General features: G+C 70.0%; 17 protein-coding genes and 1 pseudogene. 9 read left to right on the plus strand and 9 right to left on the minus strand.

The window, feature by feature from the left end; translation table 11 throughout:
- Positions 1–106: 106 nt before the first annotated feature.
- Both CNO20_RS13865 and CNO20_RS13870 read left to right on the plus strand, forming a co-directional pair.
- Positions 107–1,507 (plus strand): hypothetical protein, encoded by a 1,401-nt coding sequence (locus CNO20_RS13865; RefSeq protein WP_101296706.1) that lies wholly within the window; start codon positions 107–109, stop codon positions 1,505–1,507.
- A 13-nt stretch (positions 1,508–1,520) separates the two neighbouring features.
- Complete coding sequence (locus CNO20_RS13870) at positions 1,521–1,847, plus strand: DUF7410 domain-containing protein (protein WP_101296707.1); 327 nt, start codon at positions 1,521–1,523, stop codon at positions 1,845–1,847.
- Positions 1,848–1,949: 102 nt separating this feature from the next.
- Here the strand turns inward: CNO20_RS13870 and CNO20_RS13875 are convergent, their stop codons facing one another.
- Positions 1,950–3,026: a phytoene/squalene synthase family protein gene (locus tag CNO20_RS13875; RefSeq protein ID WP_101296708.1), complete on the minus strand. Its 1,077-nt coding sequence runs from the start codon at positions 3,024–3,026 to the stop codon at positions 1,950–1,952.
- A 156-nt stretch (positions 3,027–3,182) separates the two neighbouring features.
- On the opposite strand from CNO20_RS13875, the gene CNO20_RS13880 reads away from it, so the two are divergent.
- Positions 3,183–4,325 (plus strand): acyl-CoA dehydrogenase, encoded by a 1,143-nt coding sequence (locus tag CNO20_RS13880; RefSeq protein WP_101296709.1) that lies wholly within the window; start codon positions 3,183–3,185, stop codon positions 4,323–4,325.
- A gap of 189 nt (positions 4,326–4,514) precedes the next feature.
- Here CNO20_RS13880 and CNO20_RS13885 read toward each other — a convergent pair whose 3' ends face one another.
- Both CNO20_RS13885 and CNO20_RS13890 read right to left on the minus strand, forming a co-directional pair.
- Positions 4,515–5,924 (minus strand): amidase, encoded by a 1,410-nt coding sequence (locus tag CNO20_RS13885; protein WP_199174846.1) that lies wholly within the window; start codon positions 5,922–5,924, stop codon positions 4,515–4,517.
- Positions 5,924–6,349 (minus strand): hypothetical protein, encoded by a 426-nt coding sequence (locus tag CNO20_RS13890; protein ID WP_143423215.1) that lies wholly within the window; start codon positions 6,347–6,349, stop codon positions 5,924–5,926. Before CNO20_RS13890 ends, CNO20_RS13885 begins: the two co-directional genes overlap by 1 nt.
- A 369-nt stretch (positions 6,350–6,718) precedes the next feature.
- On the opposite strand from CNO20_RS13890, the gene CNO20_RS13895 reads away from it, so the two are divergent.
- Entirely contained in the window at positions 6,719–8,449 is a 1,731-nt protein-coding gene (locus CNO20_RS13895) for a cbb3-type cytochrome c oxidase subunit I (protein WP_101296752.1), read from the plus strand.
- Between the two features lie 83 nt (positions 8,450–8,532).
- Here CNO20_RS13895 and CNO20_RS13900 read toward each other — a convergent pair whose 3' ends face one another.
- The 3 genes from CNO20_RS13900 to CNO20_RS13910 all read right to left on the minus strand — a co-directional run bounded on the left by CNO20_RS13900 (position 8,533) and on the right by CNO20_RS13910 (position 10,027).
- Positions 8,533–9,432 carry a mechanosensitive ion channel family protein gene (locus CNO20_RS13900; protein ID WP_101296712.1) on the minus strand — a complete coding sequence of 300 codons (900 nt, stop codon included), beginning with the start codon at positions 9,430–9,432 and terminating at the stop codon, positions 8,533–8,535.
- Positions 9,429–9,677 carry a YhbY family RNA-binding protein gene (locus CNO20_RS13905; protein WP_101296713.1) on the minus strand — a complete coding sequence of 83 codons (249 nt, stop codon included), beginning with the start codon at positions 9,675–9,677 and terminating at the stop codon, positions 9,429–9,431. Before CNO20_RS13905 ends, CNO20_RS13900 begins: the two co-directional genes overlap by 4 nt.
- Before the next feature lie 68 nt (positions 9,678–9,745).
- Entirely contained in the window at positions 9,746–10,027 is a 282-nt protein-coding gene (locus tag CNO20_RS13910; protein ID WP_101296714.1) for a ribonuclease P protein component 4, read from the minus strand.
- 200 nt (positions 10,028–10,227) lie between these two features.
- Between CNO20_RS13910 and CNO20_RS13915 the strand changes: the two genes are divergently transcribed.
- A complete protein-coding gene (locus CNO20_RS13915; protein ID WP_101296715.1) occupies positions 10,228–11,280 on the plus strand; it encodes a glycosyltransferase family 4 protein in 1,053 nt (350 codons plus the stop codon).
- 25 nt (positions 11,281–11,305) lie between these two features.
- Positions 11,306–12,424 (plus strand): glycosyltransferase, encoded by a 1,119-nt coding sequence (locus CNO20_RS13920; protein ID WP_101296716.1) that lies wholly within the window; start codon positions 11,306–11,308, stop codon positions 12,422–12,424.
- A gap of 30 nt (positions 12,425–12,454) precedes the next feature.
- Here the strand turns inward: CNO20_RS13920 and CNO20_RS13925 are convergent, their stop codons facing one another.
- Together CNO20_RS13925 and CNO20_RS13930 are read right to left on the minus strand one after the other, a co-directional pair.
- The gene (locus CNO20_RS13925) at positions 12,455–12,889 is read right to left on the minus strand and encodes a hypothetical protein (protein ID WP_101296717.1); all 435 of its coding nucleotides are present in this window, start codon (positions 12,887–12,889) and stop codon (positions 12,455–12,457) included.
- A gap of 101 nt (positions 12,890–12,990) precedes the next feature.
- Entirely contained in the window at positions 12,991–13,737 is a 747-nt protein-coding gene (locus tag CNO20_RS13930; RefSeq protein ID WP_101296718.1) for a DUF2797 domain-containing protein, read from the minus strand.
- A 154-nt stretch (positions 13,738–13,891) separates the two neighbouring features.
- On the opposite strand from CNO20_RS13930, the gene CNO20_RS13935 reads away from it, so the two are divergent.
- From CNO20_RS13935 to CNO20_RS13945, 3 genes are all read left to right on the plus strand, one after another.
- Positions 13,892–15,082 (plus strand): S8 family peptidase, encoded by a 1,191-nt coding sequence (locus CNO20_RS13935; protein WP_101296719.1) that lies wholly within the window; start codon positions 13,892–13,894, stop codon positions 15,080–15,082.
- A 117-nt stretch (positions 15,083–15,199) separates the two neighbouring features.
- The gene (locus CNO20_RS13940; protein ID WP_101296720.1) at positions 15,200–16,336 is read left to right on the plus strand and encodes a S8 family peptidase; all 1,137 of its coding nucleotides are present in this window, start codon (positions 15,200–15,202) and stop codon (positions 16,334–16,336) included.
- A 173-nt stretch (positions 16,337–16,509) separates the two neighbouring features.
- Entirely contained in the window at positions 16,510–16,839 is a 330-nt protein-coding gene (locus CNO20_RS13945; protein WP_101296721.1) for a BsuPI-related putative proteinase inhibitor, read from the plus strand.
- Here CNO20_RS13945 and CNO20_RS13950 read toward each other — a convergent pair.
- Positions 16,836–16,969 (minus strand): annotated as a pseudogene (locus tag CNO20_RS13950) (UDP-glucose 4-epimerase); the annotation flags it as partial. The gene CNO20_RS13945 and the pseudogene CNO20_RS13950 overlap by 4 nt on opposite strands.

The raw sequence follows: 16,969 nt of genomic DNA on the forward strand, positions 1-16,969 counted from the left end.
ACTACTAAAAAACCTCCCAAGCGCGTCGGCGGGTACCCGTGGTTCGACCCTCGCACGGCGGCGCGGTTTCGGAAGGTACTCCCGTGGGACGGTCCTACGGTCCACGATGTCGTTTCGTCGCCGGACACGTCGACTTCGGCTCGTCGGCGGCCTCCTCCTCCTCGTCGCGGCCGCGCTCGCCGCGGTCTCGGGGACCGCGCTGGCGCACACCGGCGGGCTCCGGGGAGCCTCCTCGGGGGCGCTCGACGTGCCGACGTGGCTCTTTCTCACGACCGGCGGGGGCGTCGTCGGCGCGTCGTTCCTCCTGGCGAGCTTCGTGACCGACCGCGCGTACATCAGTTCGATCCACGACTGGGGCGGGACGCTCCCCGCGCCCGGTCGCGCCGCGCGCGCCGCCGCCCGGCTCGGCGGCCTCGCGCTCCTCCTCGTCACGGTGTACGTCGGGTTCGTCGGCCCCGTGACCGGGATCCGTAACCTCGCGATCCTCGTCGTCTGGGTGGTCTGGTGGGGCGCGTACGTCGCCTCGACGTACCTCGTCGCGAACACGTGGCCGGCGCTCAACCCCTTCCGCACCCTCGCCGAGCCGCTCCCCTCGCTCGACCTCGAGTACCCGGCGCGATTCGGCGCGTGGCCGAGCGTCGTCGGCCTCCTGGCGCTGATCTGGATCGAGATCGTGACGCCCATCGCCGACGATCCGCGCGCGCTGGCGGCGCTGATCGTCGCCTACGCCGCCGTCTCCGTCGTCGGATCGGTCGCCTTCGGGACTGACGCCTGGTTCTCGAACGTCGACCCCGTATCACGCGCGTTCCGGTACTACGGGCAGGTCGCCCCGATCGGACGCGACGAGTCCGGAACCCTCCGGTTCCGACTTCCCGGGGCCGCACTCACCGACTCCCGGCTCGTCACCGGCCGCGACGAGGTGGCGTTCGTCGTCGCGCTGCTGTTCGTGACGACGTTCGACGGCTTCGTCGGCACGGAACCGTGGTCGGCGTTCGCGCGGACCGCCGTCGGCCTCGGCGCGCCGCCCCTGGCCGTCTACCTCGTCTCGTACCTCGCCGGGTTCGGGCTGTTCTACGGCGCGTACGTCTGGGCGGTGCGCGCCGCCCGGTCGTACGGCGAAACGTACCTCACGGCGGACTACCTCGCGCGGCGCTTCGCGCCGTCGCTCCTCGCGATCGCCGCCGGCTACCACCTGGCGCACAACCTGACGTCCGTGCTGACGCTGTTCCCGACCGTCGTCTCCGTCGCGGCCGCGCCGCTGTCGCCGCCGCAGAACCCCCCGGTGCTCGCGTCGGTTCCGGGGTGGACGAGCGGCCTGGAGATGGCGTTCGTCATCGTCGGCCACCTCGTCGCCGTCTGGGTCGCCCACGCGACGGCCTACGAGCTGTTTCCGGGTCGCCTCCAGGCGATCCGCAGCCAGTACGGCGTGACGCTGGCGATGGTACTCTACACCATGGTGAGCCTCTGGATCGTCACCGAACCGTTCGTCGAGCCGCCGTTCCTGTGACCGTCCCGTGACAATGACCGAAGCCACACCCACCGCGACAGATCAGTCCCGAACCCCGAACGAGGCGGCGACCGCCGCGACCGCCGCGGAGACCGCCGTCCCGGAGGGAGAACAGCCTCACGAGTGCCCGCACTGCGGCCGACCGTTCAAGCGCGAGCGGTACCTCGTGCTCCACCGCGGGATCGACCACTACGAGTCGCTGACGGAGGCGGAGCGGGAGGCGTTCTTCGAGACCTACGACGCCGAGGCGGCCGACATCCGGCGCTTCCGAATTCTCGCGCTCGGGGCGCTCGTGCTGATCTACTTCGGGTTCCTGTTCGCGTACGCGGTGTTCGCGTGAGCGAAGCCCGGAACGAGAACGGGGGTGGTCGACGCGCGGGAGCGCGGGCCCGCGTCGCGGTTTCCCGGCGAGTCACTCTCTCCTGACGACGTCACTCCACCGTCACTCGACCTGCGTCGCGGCCCGGTGGAACGGCTGGGCGAAGATCGCCTCCCGGAGGTCCGCGAGCGACTCGCGGCCGTCGGTCGTCGTCGCCGCGATCACCGCGAACACCTCCTGTCTGGATATCTTGACGCCGCGCTCCGAGAGGGCGTCCTCCGGCCGGCTCAGAAGCTCGCGGAGCGTCCCGACCGCGAGCAGAAACGGGATCGCCCACGCGGCCAGGGTGTTGCCGTCCGTCGTCGGTACCGTCTCCAGGTACGTCTGGGCGTCGTCGAGGAACGACCGCGCGTGCTGGGCCGTCCGCCGGACCACCGCCGCCGTTCCGGTCGCGTTCCTCGGCTCGACGAGCGCCTCCTGGGGGACGCCTTCCGCCGCGAGCCACTCGGCGGGGAGGTAGACGTTGTTCTCGGCCGTGTAGTCGTCGTACACGTCCTTCGAGATGTTGACGAGCTGGAGCAGCAGGCCGAACTCCTCGGCCGTGTCGTACAGCCGGTTTCGCCGCTCGCGGTCGATGTCGCCCCGAGTCACCAGATTCGTGATGAGGTTGCCGACCGTCCCGGCCGCGTAGTAACAGTACTCCTCGAGCTCCTCGCGCGACTGGATCCGGAGGCCGCCGGTGTCCGCGTACCGCTCGACGAACATCGCCATCCCCTGGACGAGTTCGCGCGCGGGCGGCGTCACCGCCTCGCGCACGTCGGCGGGGAGCGACTCGAACGTGCGGACGATCCGGGGGGCGTTGGCGACGACGTCCCAGTCGTCCGACCGCTCCTCGGCGGGGGGGACGTACGGCGCCGCGGCCGCGGCGAACTCCTCGATGGTCGTCTCGTCGTCCGGATCGAGCGCGCGGTCGTACAGCCGGAGCAGGCGGGCCTGTTCGTTCGGGGGGATGTCCTCGGCGTCCTCGACGGTGTCCGCGATGCGGCAGACGAGGTAGCCGAGGCAGATGTACGACGCCATCGGTTCTTCGAGCACGTCGACGGTCAGCGCGAAGGTGCGCGAGACACCTTGTACCGCCTCGTGGCACCACTCGAGGTCGGCGTCGGCGCCGGGCGGTCGGGAAGCAGCGTCTCTAGACATTCAAGTACGCACGGTTAGGGAGGCGACCATAAAAAGTCTCTTGGGCAGACCGGATTCTGACGCCGTCGAGGCGCGAAATTCGCAGCGAACGGCCGGCGGGTCCTAAACGAAGGACCATGTGGAAAACCTAATGCGCCGACGGCCGAAGGGCGAGGTATGGACTTCCAGCTGACGACGGAGCAAAAGCAGATCCGCGACATGGTCGCCGAGTTCGTCGACGAGGAGATCAAACCGGCGGCCGCCGAGATCGACGAGACCGACGAGTTCCCGCGCGACCTGATCGACGAGATGGCCGAGCTCGGCCTCATGGGGATGCCGTTCCCGGAGGAGTACGGCGGGGCCGGGCTGGACTACCACTCCTACGCCATCGGCCTGGAGGAGATCAGCCGCGGCAGCGGCGGCCTCGGAACCGTCGTCGCCGCCCACACCAGCCTCGCGGGGAACATGCTCTACGAGTTCGGCGACGAGGAGCAAAAGGAGGAGTACCTCACGCCGCTCAACCTCGGCGAGGACATCGGCGCGTTCGCGCTCTCGGAGGCGGGCGCGGGCAGCGACGTGCCCGCGATGGAGACGACCGCGATCAGGGACGGCGACGAGTACGTGATAAACGGGGGGAAGCTGTGGATCTCGAACGGCTCCGTCGCCGACACGGTCACGCTGTTCGCCAAGACGGACCCGGAGGCGGGCAACAGGGGGATCTCCTCGTTCGTCGTCCGCCCCGGGGAGGACGACGGCTTCGTCGTCGAGGGGACGGAGCACAAGCTCGGCGACAAGGGCTGTCCGACCGCCGAGCTCCGGTTCGACGACATGCGGATCCCCGAATCGCGCCTGATCGGCGAGGAGGGCGAGGGGTTCGTCCAGGCGCTGAAGACGCTCAACGGCGGGCGGATCACCATCGCCGCCCGCGGCGTCGGCATCGCCCGCGCCGCGCTCGAAGACGCGCTCCGGTACTCCCAGGAGCGAGAGCAGTTCGACCAGCCCATCGCGCGGTTCCAGGCGATCCAGCACAAGCTGGCGGACATGGACACGAAGGTGCAGGCCGCGAAGCTCCTGATGCACCGGGCGGCGGACAGGAAGATACGCGGCGAGAGCTACATCAAGGAGGCCGCGCAGGCGAAGCTCTACGCGAGCGAGATCAGCCGCGAGGTCGCCAACGAGGCGATCCAGATCCACGGCGGCTACGGCTACACGAGGGACTTCCCGGTCGAGCGCTACTACCGCGACGCGAAGCTGAACGAGATCTACGAGGGGACGAGCGAGGTCCTGCGGAACACGATCGCCCGCCAGCTTCTCGACTGAGCGCCGGCCGGGGGATCGCCGGCCGTGCGGACCCGGCGGCTGTCGGTCTCGACCGCCGACCCCGTCGGCCTCGTCGGCCCCGTCGGCCCCGTCGGAACCTCGTCGACCCCGTCGGAACCTCGTCGACCCCGTCGGAACCTCGTCGGCCGCGTCCCGCCCTCCCGACAGAGGGCCCCCGACGCCGCCCGGCTACGCGCCGACCTCCCCCGCGAGGTCGGCGTAGTCCACGTGGTCGGTCCGCGACTGGTACTCCCGCGCGACGTCGAGCACGGTGAGGTCGGCGTACGCCCGCCCGACGAACTCGACGGCGGTCGGGAGCCCCCGCTCGCCGAACCCGTTCGGGACGGCGACGCCCGGCAGGCCGGCCACGTTGGAGGCCGCGCCCATCGGCGTGGTGCTGTACTCGGAGAAGTACTCCACGAACGACCCCTCCAGCGGGCTGGCGACCGACGCCCGCGCCGGCACGAGCACGGCGTCGTACCCGACGAGCGCCTCGTCGAGGGCGCGCTGCATCTTCGTCCGCACGCGCATCGCGTCGATGTAGTCCTTGGCGAGGACGACCTGCTGCGCGTAGCCGCCGACGCGGGACGCCTCGTTCGACAGCTCCAGCGCCTCGCCGCTCTCGACGAGGTTCTCGAACGCCGATCCGGCCTCGGCGTCGATGATCAGTCCGGCGACCGACGCGTACGGGAGGTCGGGCAGGGCGATCTCCTCGACGGCGGCGAACTCCCGCACGATCTCGACCGACCGGCGGTAGTTCTCCCGGACGCTCTCCTGTTCGCCCTCACCCGCGCCTTCGAGGACGGCGATCCGGGGTCGCTCTCGGGTCCCCGGCGCGGGCGCGCACGCCGGGCGGTCGGCGGTCGTCGGGTCCCGTTCGTCCGGGCCGGCGACGGCGCGGTACACGTGCTCGCAGCCGGCGGCCGACCGGCACATCGGGCCGAGCTTGTCCATCGTGTACGACAGCGCCATCGCGCCGTGGCGGCTCACCCGGCCGTAGGTCGGGCGGAAGCCGACGGCCCCGCTGAACGCGGCGGGGCAGACGATCGAGCCCCACGTCTCGCTCCCGACGGCGAAGCCGACGAGGCCGGCGGGCACCGCCGCGCCGGGGCCGCTGGAGGACCCGCAGGTCCACGCGTCGCCGTTCCACGGGTTCCGGGTGGGGCCGGTGAACGAGGCGTCGGCGGCGTCGTAGCCGAACCCGCCCGCGAGTTCGATCATCGCCAGCTTCGCGACGAGCACGCCGCCGGCGGCGTCGAGCCGCTCTATCACCGTCGCGTCGTAGTCGAACTGCTGGTCCCGAAAGGGGGCGGCCCCCCACGTCGTCGGGTAGTCCCGCGTGGCGAGCAGGTCCTTCACGCCGTAGGGTATCCCGTGGAGCGGTCCGCGGTCCTCCCCGGCGGCCAGTTCCGCGTCCATCCGGTCGGCGGCTTCGAGCGCGCGCTCCTCGGTGACCGTGACGACGGCGTTCAGCTCCCCGCCGATCGTCCGCAGCCGGTCGATGGAGGCCTCCGTCAGCTCGCGGGAGGTGAACTCGCCGTCGCGGAGGCCCGCCGCGAGCTCGTCGACGGTGCCGAAGAGGACCGACTCGTCGACCATCACTCCCCACCCCGGTACGGGCGGAATTCGAACGCCGGCCCGACGGTGTAATCCAGCTCCACGTCGTCCACCGCCGCGGCGGCGCGGAGGTCGGCGGCGACGTCCGCCCGGATCGCGTCGAGCCGCTCGTCGCTCAGCCGGTCGCCGTAGTTCACCTCGACGTACGCGAGCAGCGCGTCCGTCCCGGGCGGGGCGTCGTCGTCGGCCGCGAGAGACGGTGACTCGTCGGTCGCGGCGGACGCGTCCGCCCCCGTCGGTCCGGTCAGCGCGCCCGCCGCCCCCGCGGCGGCCAGCGCGCCCAGCACCGTTCGGCGGGCGACGGAGACCGCCACCGATCCGGGCGATTCGGGGGCGTCTCCGGGAGTATCTCGGGCGTCACACGCTTCACGGCCTTCACGGTCGCTTTCGTTCGCGCTGTGTGTCATGCCAGAGAATATTTCACGCTGACCGTCTAATTCTTTCTCACACCAGTCGGACAATTGATCACTCCCGTCGCGGACGCCTCGGACGAGGGGCGCGGAACGTCGTCTGCGGACGAACAGACGGGCGTCGCGGACGTACCGCCCCGACCGTATCAACCGCCGCTCGGACTGTTTCTCCCCGGCGAATTTCTCCGTTTTGTCTGATAATGTTTATCCTCGTACAAAGGTAACGAAATCGCAAGCCGCGGCAGGTCGTCGGAGTCGACCGCTCCCGGTTCGTGACCGTCGACGGAGGAATTCCGGCCGGCGGCCACCCAGACGCGGACGGGAACACAAACTATGGTCAGTTACGAACTCGCGCTGACGGTCCTGATGGGGCTGTTCCTCGTCGGCATCGTCTTCTGGCTCGCCAGGATGGAAAACTGGTTCAGCACGACGACTACTCTCGGAGGCGGCGGGACCGTGGCCGAGCGGGAACGAGTGTACGAGGAGAAGCCCTCGGGGCTCATCCGGTGGCTCACGACGGTCGACCACAAGGACATCGGCCTCATGTACTTCGGCCTCTCCACGGTCACGCTGTTCTGGGCGGGCGCGTCGGTGCTCCTGATGCGGGCGGAGCTTTTCGATCCGGAGATGACGCTCCTCACGAATCAACTCTACAACGGGCTGCTCACGTCGCACGGGATCACGATGCTGTTTCTGTACGCGACGCCCGTGCTCGCGGCCTTCGGCAACTACCTCGTGCCGATCATCGTCGGCGCGGACGACATGGCGTTCCCGCGGATCAACGCCATCGCCTTCTGGCTCCTCCCGCCCGCGACGATCCTCATCTGGGCCGGGTTCTTCTTCCTCCCGATGGGCGGCGACGTCGGTCCGGCGCAGACGGCGTGGACGATGTACACCCCGCTTTCGATCGGCACCGGGGGCGACCCGGTCGGCGGGCTCAGCGTCGACCTGATGCTGTTGGGGCTGCACCTGTCGGGGCTGAGCGCGACGATGGGCGCGATCAACTTCATCGTCACCATCTTCACGGAGCGCGCCGAGGAAGTGACCTGGGCCAACCTCGACATCTTCTCGTGGACGATGCTGACCCAGTCCGGCCTCATCCTCTTTGCCTTCCCGGCCCTCGGCAGCGCCATCCTCATGCTGCTCATGGACCGCAACCTCGGGACGACGTTCTTCACCGTCGAGGGGGGGTCGCCGCTCCTGTGGCAGCACCTGTTCTGGTTCTTCGGCCACCCCGAGGTGTACATCATCGTCCTGCCCCCGATGGGTATCGTGAGCCTGGTGCTGCCGCGGTTTTCGGGGCGGCGGCTGTTCGGGTTCAAGTTCGTCGTCTACTCGACGCTCGCGATCGGCGTGCTCTCGTTCGGCGTGTGGGCCCACCACATGTTCGCCACCGGCATCGATCCGCGGCTGCGAGCCTCGTTCATGGCCGTCTCGCTCGCCATCGCGATCCCGAGCGCCGTCAAAACGTTCAACTGGATCACGACGATGTGGAACGGAAGCATCCGACTGACCGCGCCGATGCTGTTCTGCATCGGCTTCGTCGCCAACTTCATCGTCGGCGGCGTCACCGGCGTGTTCGTCGCCTCCATCCCGGTCGACCTGGTGGTCCACGACACCTACTACGTCGTGGCGCATTTCCACTGGATCGTCTCCGGCGCGATCTCCTTCGCCGCGTTCGCGGCGTCGTACTACTGGTTCCCGCTCGTGACCGGCCGGATGTACCAGCGGACGCTCGCGAAGTGGCACTTCTGGCTGTCGATGGTCGGGACGAACGTCGCGTTCTTCGCGATGCTGCTTCTCGGGTACGGCGGCATGCCCCGCCGGTACGCCACCTACCTCCCGCAGTTCACTGACCTCCACCAGGTCGCGACCGTCGGCGCGTTCCTGATCGGCCTCGGGAACTTCCTCTGGCTCGGCAACATGGTCATCTCCTGGTCGGAGGGGCGGCGGGTCGAGGACGAGGACCCCTGGAACATCGAGCGGTACGGGCTGCTCACGAGGGAGTGGAACTGGCTCCGGCAGAAACAGCGGACGGCGCTCTCCGACGGGGGAGAGCGGCCGCCGGGGGTGTCGGAGGGTGACGAAACGGAGTAACGGGAGAGATGCGGGAAGCGAGGGGGAGAGGCGGGAAGCGAGGGGGAGAGACCAGAGCCTCGGCGGCGCGGCCGATCGGCCGATCAGTCGTCCGCCGGGTTGGCGAGCCGATCGAGACCGGCCACGTCGATCGTCCCCGAGAGCGCGCGGTTCGGGTAGGGGATGTCGATGCCCTCGGCGTCGAACCGCTCTTTCACCGCGGTGACGTACTCGCCGCGCGTCTTCACGAAGTCCGCGCGGCTGGGGTTGCCGATCCAGATGCGCGACTGGAGGACGACGCTCGAATCCCCGAGTTCGGTCAGCCGGACCGACGGCTCGGGGTTGTCGAGGATGCCCCCGTGCTTTTCGGCCTCCTCGACGATGATGTCGGTCGCCCGGTGGATGTCGTCGCCGTAGCCGATGCCGAACGGCACCTTGAGCCGGAGCTTGTTCTTCGCGACCGGGTTCTTGATGACGCCGTCCGTGAGCTGGGAGTTCGGGACCGTGAGGAGCTCGTTGTCGAACGTTCGCACGCGCGTGACGCGGAAGCTGATGTCCTCGACGATGCCCGAGTTGTCGTCCCACTCGATCCAGTCGCCGATGCGGAACGGCCTGTCGGTGAAGATGAAGATGCCCGCGACGAAGTTGGCGATCACGTCCTGCATCGCGAAGCCGACCGCGAGCGTGGCGGCCGCGGCGACCGTGGCGAGCGCCTGGAGGAAGTTCCCGAACTTCGCGAATCCGAACGCGACGGCGACCGCGACGAAGACGATGAGGACGCCCGCGATCTTCTTCAGCGGCTTTCGCGCGTGCGCTTCGAGCCCGCGGGAGTCGAGCACGCGGTCGAGGAGCGGGAGGGCGACGAGCCGTCCGGCGAAGTAGACCGCGACGAACGCGAGCGCGAACGAGAGGGCGGCGCCGATCGGCTCCGCCCCCGGAACGCCCTGGCTCTGGAGGAGCCTCCCGATCGCGGTGCTGGGATCCTGCTGTAACAGAACCGTCACCGGTAGAACACCGCCGTGTTCCCGCGCGTCTCGACGAGTTCGGCGTCGACCTTCTCGGCCAGTTCCTCGGCCAGCTCCTCCGTCGGCGTGCGCCCGCGGGCGGCGCGGAGGAACTTCGCCTTCACCAGGTCGCGGTCTCCGAGCTGGTCGTCCAGCTCCTCCGTCACGGCGTCGACGCCGCTCTTTCCGACCCAGACGGTCACGTCGAGGTCGTGCACCTCCTTGCGCAGCTCCTGTCTGTTCATGACGAACGCCCGTAGCGTGCGAACGGCATTGAACGTTTATGGTCGGGACCGGGGTCCCCGCCCGCCGGTCACTCGTAGGGGTACCTCGCCGTCTCGCCGCAGTCGAGACAGCGGATCACGACGTGACCCGGCTGGAGCCGGACGCGGGTGTTCGCGCCGGGTCGGAGGTACGCGTCGCAGGCGTCGCAGGTGAAGCGCTTGAACTCGCGGGGGAGCCCGCAGCGGTTGCGCTCGGCGATGCGCCGCGCGAGGCGGACGTACTCGCGGGCGCGGTCGAACTCGCGCTCCGCGGCGGCCTCCCTCGCCAGCGCGTGCAGGCGGTCGATGCGCTCCTCCGCGATGCTCGGCATGGTCGAGGTCTGTCGGGAGGGGGCGCGGGACGGATAAAGTCGTTGCGACAGCCGGACGAGGAGCGACCGGCGGGGCGATATTTCTGTATAGATATTCGGAAATATCTCTGGATGTACGGAGTGGTCCCCGGATATATCGACGATCGGGGGACGGGGACGAGTCGGTAACCTAATGAAATCGCGACGGAAACCGCCGGTCAGTGCGCGTCCTGAACTACCTCGAACTCGCGTCCCAGCTCCGCCGGAGCGGCATCGGCACCGCGACCGACCAGCAGCGGGCCGCGCTGGCGACGACGGACGTCGAGGTCGTCACGACGCCCTGGCGGGGGGGCACTCCGCCGCGCGCGGTCGCCTCCGCGCTCCGCGGTCGGGGCGCGTTCGTCGACTACGACCTCGCCCACTGCAACCTCATCGGCCCCGGCAGCGTCGCCGTCGCCCGGCACGCCACGCGCGCCGGCCGGCCGCTCGTCCTCCACGCGCACGTGACCCGCGAGGACTTCGCCGAGAGCTTCCGCGGGTCCGAGGCGGTCGGCCCCGCGCTCGGTCGCTACCTCCGGTGGTTCTACTCGCAGGCGGACCTCGTGCTCTGCCCGAGCGAGTACACGAAGCGCGTGCTCGAATCGTACCCCGTCGACGCGCCGATCCGCCCGATGAGCAACGGGGTCGACGTCGACTCGCTCGCCGGGGCCGACGAGCTGCGCGAGGAGTACCGCGCGAAGTACGACCTGGAGGGGATGGTCGTCTTCGCCGTGGGCAGCGTCTTCGAGCGCAAGGGGCTCACGACCTTCTGCCGGCTCGCGCGGGAGACCGACTACGACTTCGCCTGGTTCGGCACCTACGACACGGGGCCGCACGCCTCGAAGGCCGTCCGGTACTGGACGCGGAACCCGCCGGAGAACGTCACGTTCACCGGCTGGATCGACGACAAGCGGGGCGCGTTCGGCGCGGGCGACGTGCTCCTCTTCCCGACGAAGGTCGAAAACCAGGGGCTCGTCGTCCTCGAAGCGATGGCCTGCGGTAAGGCGGTCGTCCTCCGGGACATCCCGGTGTTCAGGGAGTTCTACACGGACGGCCACGATTGTCTCACGTGCGCCACCCGCGCGGAGTTCCGCGACGCGCTCGACCGACTCGCCGCCGACCCCGACCTGCGGGCGCGGCTCGGCGCGAACGCCAGGAGGACCGCCGCCGAACACGATCTGGACCGGGTCGGCGAGCGGCTCGTGGACGCGTACGCCGAAGTCACAAGGGATTAAATCCGGCTCCGCGAAGGCGGGACCGATGGACGCGGTCGTCGCCTTCACCGACACGTACCTCCCGACGGTCAACGGCGTCACGTACACCGTGCAGACGTGGCGGGACCGCTGGCGGGCGCGCGGCGGGCGGATGGACGTGGTGTACCCGGCCGCCGACGGGTACGAGCCGGCCGAGGGGGAGTACCCCATCCGGAGCCTCCCCTTTCCCTTCTACGAGGGGTTCCGCTTCGGCCTGCCGAAGGTGCCGGAGAGCGTCCGCGACGCCGATATCGTTCACGCGCACACGCCGTTCGCACTCGGGCTCGGCGCGATGCGGCTCGCCCGCCGGGAGCGCCGGCCGCTCGTGGCCTCGTACCACACGCCCACGGGGGAGTACGCCTCGTACCTCACCTCCCGGGAGCGGCTCGAAGACCGGATCGAGGGGCTGAGCGAGCGGTACGAGCGCTGGTTCTTCGACCGCGCCGACGCCGTCATCGCGCCGAGCGGGACGGCCCGTCGGAGCCTCCTCGACGCGGTCGGCGTCGAGACGGACGTGACGGTCGTCCCCAACGGGGTCGACGTCGAGCGGTTCCGCCCCGTCGACGCCGCGGCGTTCCGCGAGCGGCACGACCTCGGAGGCGGACCGCTCGTCGGCTACACCGGGCGGCACGGGTTCGAAAAGCGGCTCTCGGACGCCGTCGACGCCGTCGCCGGGGCCGACATCGACGCGACGCTCGTCTTCGGCGGCGACGGCCCCGCGCGACCGCACCTCGCCGCCCGCGCCGAGAACCGCGGCGTCGACGCGCGCTTCCTCGGCTTCCTCGAACGCGAGGAGCTCCCGGCGTTTTACTCGGCGCTCGACGCCTTTCTCTTCCCCAGCCCGGTCGAGACGCAGGGGCTGGTCGCGCTGGAGGCGAACGCCTGCGGAACGCCCGTCGTCGGCGTGAACCGCGGCGCGCTCGCCGACACGATCGTCGAGGGCGTCACGGGCTACCACTTCGAGCCGGGCGACGTCGAGGGGTTCGCCGCCGCGATCGAGCGGACGCTCGACGAGCGCGAGCGGCTGCGCGACGGCTGTCTCGACCGGCGGGACGGGGTCAGCGTCGAGCACGCGGTCGACAGGCTGGCCGAGGTGTACGCGTCGGTGCGAAAAACGAAACCGTAGGGACGCGGGGTCGCCGACCGGGCTATCCGGTCACTCGTTGCCGTCTTCGAGCGCCTGCGCGATCCGCTGGAGCTGCCGCGTCGCGTCCCGGACCTCGTCGCGGAGCTGACGGACCTCGCGCACCAGCTCCTCGTTGCCGACGTCGCCCTCGCCGGGACCGCCGGCCGCGCCCGGCGGGCCGCCGCCCATCGCTCCGGGACCGCCGCCGGGGCCGCCGCCGCCCATCATGCCGCTCATCATCTGGGCGAAGGGGTTGCCGCCCATCCCGGGGCCGCCGCCGGGACCGCCCATCACGTCCTCGGGGCTCGGCGGCTCGTCGCCCTCCTCGCGCTCCTTCGCGCGCCGCTCGCGGATCTCCTCGACCCGCTCGCGGAACGACTTCTCCTCGTCGCCTCCGGACTCGGACTCGGCCTCCGCCTCGGGTTCGGACTCGGGAGCCTCGTCGCCGGGTTCGTCTTCTGCCATAGCTACGCGTTCGCAAGCCAGCCCGAAAAGGGTTGTCGTATCCGTCACCCGGAGGCGGCGCGGAAGCGCGCGACGCACTCGACGCGCGTCCCGTCCAGGCCCTAGCCGAACGCGCCGAGGCTCGACTGGAGGTCGCGCCCGTCGCGACCGGGTTCGACCTCGTAGCCGACGAGGTCGCGCATGTCCACCGCGTAGGCGCTCCCGGCGCGGTCGAGGACGAGCAGGCGGCCCTTCGTGCCCCGGACCGTCCCGGCGGCGATCGTCTCGGCCACCGGCCGCGCCGCCAGGTCGAGCCCGTAGTCGAACGAGAACGTCTCGATCGGATCGAACTCGGCGAGCAGGGCGTCCCAGGCGCCGTCGTCGACCGACCGGTGGAGCCCGCGCCGCTTCTCCGGGACGCGGACGCGATCGGGGATCTCGCGGGCGATCCCCGCCTCGATCTCGCGGGCGATCCGCCCGTCCTCCGCGGTGCGGATGTGCGCCCCGCGGTCCGCGCCCTGCTCGCGGAGGCGCGTCTCCAGCCGCCAGAGCTTCGTCACCCCGACCTTGAAGCGGTCCGGCGCGAAGGCGGCGAGGTACACCGCGTGGTCGTCGAAGCAGTCCATCTCGTCCTTCAGGCACGTCCCGGTGCACCGGGCGCAGACCCACGTGCTCCGGTGGTCGCGGCAGTACGGCGCGTCGGCGGCGTCGCAGGCGACGTGCTCCCCGTCGTGGAGGGTCCCCGCGCAGTGTCGCTCGCCGAGGGCGTAGGAGAGCGCGGTCCCCTCGTCGAGCGCGACGTAGTCGACCCCGTCGCCGCCGCTCAGGAGGAGGCCGCCGTCGAGCGCGTCGTAGCCGACGATCTGCACGCAGACCGGTAACGCGCCCGCGGCTAAATGCGTGTCCTTCGACCGCCGCGCCCGCGAGCGACAACTCCGATTTATCGGACAGGAGTTTATAATAAAATCTGAACATTAACTAGTAGTAATATTTAATGTGAGTTGCTAATTCATATCTATCGCAATGTTGCACGGAGACGGACAGGCGACGCGGCGCAACGTGTTGAAAGCGGTCGGCGGAACGGTGGGGTCGACGGGGATCGTCGGCCTGGCCTCGGCGTCGGAGGGTGCGACGATCGAAGTGAACGTCGGATACGCGGGAAAGAGCGGCAGGCGGGCGGCGAGAAGCGAGGCGCGGTCGATCCGGCGGGAGTTCGCGTTCGACGCGCTGACGATCACGGTGAACGAGAACGCGATCCCGGGGCTTCGCAGACGAAAGGACGTGCGGTACGTCGAGGAGAACGGCAGCGTGTACGCGCTCCGGCCCGGGAAGGGCGGAACCGACGTCGACGGCAGCAGCACCGGACAGACCTTGCCGTGGGGGATCGATCGCGTCGACGCCGAGGTCGCGCACGGCGGCGGCTACACCGGTGCGGGGGCGGACGTCGCCATCATCGACACCGGCATCGACTCCGACCATCCGGATCTCCAGGCCAACCTCGGCGAGGGTAAGGCGTTCGTCAGCTGCCGCGGGGGAACGTGCAACGAGCCGTGGGACGACGACAACGACCACGGCACCCACTGCGCCGGCACCGCCGACGCGGTCGACAACGACGAGGGCGTCGTCGGGGTCAGCACGGAGGCGACGCTGCACGCGGTCAAGGTGCTCGACAAGCGCGGCAGCGGCACCTTCTCCGACGTGGCCGCGGGCGTCGAGTGGACCGCGGACCAGGGCTACGACGTCGGGAGCATGAGCCTCGGCGCGAGTTCGGGGTCCCAGACGCTCAAGGACGCCTGCTCCTACGCGTACGAGCGGGGCGTTCTGCTCGTCGCGGCCGCGGGCAACTCCGGTCCCTGCTCGGACTGCGTCGGCTATCCGGCCGCCTACGACGAGTGTATCGCCGTGAGCGCGACGAGCGAGGACGACTCGCTGGCGAGCTTCTCCTCGACGGGCCCCGAGGTCGAGCTCGCCGCGCCCGGTGAGGACGTCTACTCGACGGTGCCGGGCGGCTACGACACGTTCTCGGGCACGTCGATGGCCTGCCCGCACGTCGCCGGAGCGGGCGCGCTGCTCATGGCCGAGGGGTACACGAACGCGGAGGCGCGCCAGCGGCTCCGCGACACCGCCGAAGACCTCGGCCTCGCGAGCAACGAGCAGGGGTACGGCCTGCTCGACGCCGCCGCCGCGCTCGGACTCGATTCGAGCGACAACTGAGCCGCCGTAAAACCGGCGGGAGCGGACGCCGATATATATTTCTTACCTTCCACTACAATATTTAATTTCTTCCTTTTCAATAATTATTAGTTAACGGAGCGATCACAGGTTATCGTAATGTCCAGAACAAACGACATTATCTCGCGCCGAAAAGTGCTACAGCTGACGGGCGGTTCGGTCTCCCTCGCGGCGACGACTGGCCTGGCGAGCGCCGAGTCGTCGGAGACGGTCGAGGTGAACGTCGGCTACGCCGCCGAAAGCGGCCGACGTGCGGCGAAACGAGAGGCGAAGCGGGTCGTCCGCGAGTTCGCCTCCATCGACGCCGTCACCGTCGAGGTGAACCGGAACGCCCTGTCGGGGCTCCGAAAGCGGAACGACGTCCGCTACGCCGAGGAGAACGGGCGGATGCACGCCATCGCGCAGACGCTGCCGTGGGGCGTCGACCGCGTCGACGGCGACGTCGCCGAAGCGTACGGGTACACCGGGTCGGGGGCGGACGTCGCCATCATCGACACCGGCATCGACTCCGACCACCCCGATCTCGTCGACAACCTCGGCAGCGGAGCGTACGCGGTCGCCTGCTCCGGTTCGGGCTGCAACTACGGGTGGGACGACGACAACGGCCACGGCACCCACTGCGCCGGCATCGCGGCCGCCGTGGACAACAGTCGGGGCGTCGTCGGCGTGGCGACGAACCCGACGCTGCACGCGGTCAAGGTGCTCGACAGCCGGGGCGGCGGCTCGTACTCGGACATCGCGGCCGGCATCGAGTACGTCGCCGACCAGGGGTGGGACGTCGCCAGCCTCAGCCTCGGCGGAGGGAAGTCCTACACCGTCGAGGACGCGGTCGAGTACGCGTACTCCCGCGGCGTGCTGCTCGTCGCGGCCGCGGGCAACTCCGGCCCCTGCTCGGACTGTGTCGGCTACCCGGCGGCCGAACCGGAGTGCATCGCGGTGAGCGCGACCACCTCCTCCGACTCGCTGGCGAGCTTCTCCTCGACCGGCCCGGAGGTCGAACTCGCCGCGCCCGGCCAGGACATCTACTCGACCTACGTCGGCGGCGGGTACACCTCGCTCGACGGCACGTCGATGGCCTGCCCGCACGTCTCGGGCGTCGGCGGGTTGCTCATGGCCGAGGGCTACGCGAACACGGAGGCGCGCCAGCGGATGCGCGACACCGCCGAGGACGTCGGGCTGTCGAGCAACGAGCAGGGGTACGGGCTCGTCGACGCGGCCGCCGCGCTCGGCCTCTGAGAGGGAGTCGCCCGAACGATCGCCCGCGGGGCGTCGATTCGGGCGCTCGCGGGCGGCGTCGGTCCGCTTGCGCGACATCGGTCTGACCCCCCACGCGAGACCGGTTCCGCTCCGCGTTTTTGTGTCAACGATCGACCGCGAGAACTATACGCCGTCGATCCGTTGGACCGGCCATGCTCGACGCGATCCTGTCGGTCACGCCGTCGGACGACCGGGTGGAGTTCGCGCTCGCCGTCGAAAACGCCGGCGACGAACCGGTGACCCTCTCCTTCCGCGACGGTCAGCGGGCCGACTTCGCCGTCTACGAGGACGGCGTCGAGGTCTGGCGCTGGAGCGAGGGCCGGATGTTCACGATGGCGCTCGGGTCCGAGACGCTCGACCCCGGCGAGCGGGTCAGCTACGGCGGCACGTGGGAGGAGCCGTCGCCCGGAACGTACACCGCCCTCGGGACGCTCGCGGCCGACGGCGTCGACGTCGAAGCGAAGACGGACTTCTCGGTCTAGGCCCGCTCGGCTTTGAGTTCGGCGGCGAGGTCGCGGGCGGCGCGGCGGACCGCCTCGTCGCTCTCTGTCTCTGGTTCCCACCCGAGCGCCGCCAGTTTCTCGATCGACAGCCGCATTTTCGGCACGTCGC

It is taken from the genome of Halegenticoccus soli, from assembly GCF_002844195.1.
Lineage (GTDB): Archaea > Halobacteriota > Halobacteria > Halobacteriales > Haloferacaceae > Halegenticoccus > Halegenticoccus soli.

Coding starts and splice junctions, on each gene's coding strand:
- CNO20_RS13865 (WP_101296706.1), top strand. CDS start 107: ATGTCGTTTCGTCGCCGGACACGTCGACTTCGGCTCGTCGGCGGCCTC.
- CNO20_RS13870 (WP_101296707.1), top strand. CDS start 1,521: ATGACCGAAGCCACACCCACCGCGACAGATCAGTCCCGAACCCCGAAC.
- CNO20_RS13875 (WP_101296708.1), bottom strand. CDS start 3,026: ATGTCTAGAGACGCTGCTTCCCGACCGCCCGGCGCCGACGCCGACCTC.
- CNO20_RS13880 (WP_101296709.1), top strand. CDS start 3,183: ATGGACTTCCAGCTGACGACGGAGCAAAAGCAGATCCGCGACATGGTC.
- CNO20_RS13885 (WP_199174846.1), bottom strand. CDS start 5,924: ATGGTCGACGAGTCGGTCCTCTTCGGCACCGTCGACGAGCTCGCGGCG.
- CNO20_RS13890 (WP_143423215.1), bottom strand. CDS start 6,349: ATGACACACAGCGCGAACGAAAGCGACCGTGAAGGCCGTGAAGCGTGT.
- CNO20_RS13895 (WP_101296752.1), top strand. CDS start 6,719: ATGGGGCTGTTCCTCGTCGGCATCGTCTTCTGGCTCGCCAGGATGGAA.
- CNO20_RS13905 (WP_101296713.1), bottom strand. CDS start 9,677: ATGAACAGACAGGAGCTGCGCAAGGAGGTGCACGACCTCGACGTGACC.
- CNO20_RS13910 (WP_101296714.1), bottom strand. CDS start 10,027: ATGCCGAGCATCGCGGAGGAGCGCATCGACCGCCTGCACGCGCTGGCG.
- CNO20_RS13920 (WP_101296716.1), top strand. CDS start 11,306: ATGGACGCGGTCGTCGCCTTCACCGACACGTACCTCCCGACGGTCAAC.
- CNO20_RS13925 (WP_101296717.1), bottom strand. CDS start 12,889: ATGGCAGAAGACGAACCCGGCGACGAGGCTCCCGAGTCCGAACCCGAG.
- CNO20_RS13935 (WP_101296719.1), top strand. CDS start 13,892: ATGTTGCACGGAGACGGACAGGCGACGCGGCGCAACGTGTTGAAAGCG.
- CNO20_RS13940 (WP_101296720.1), top strand. CDS start 15,200: ATGTCCAGAACAAACGACATTATCTCGCGCCGAAAAGTGCTACAGCTG.
- CNO20_RS13945 (WP_101296721.1), top strand. CDS start 16,510: ATGCTCGACGCGATCCTGTCGGTCACGCCGTCGGACGACCGGGTGGAG.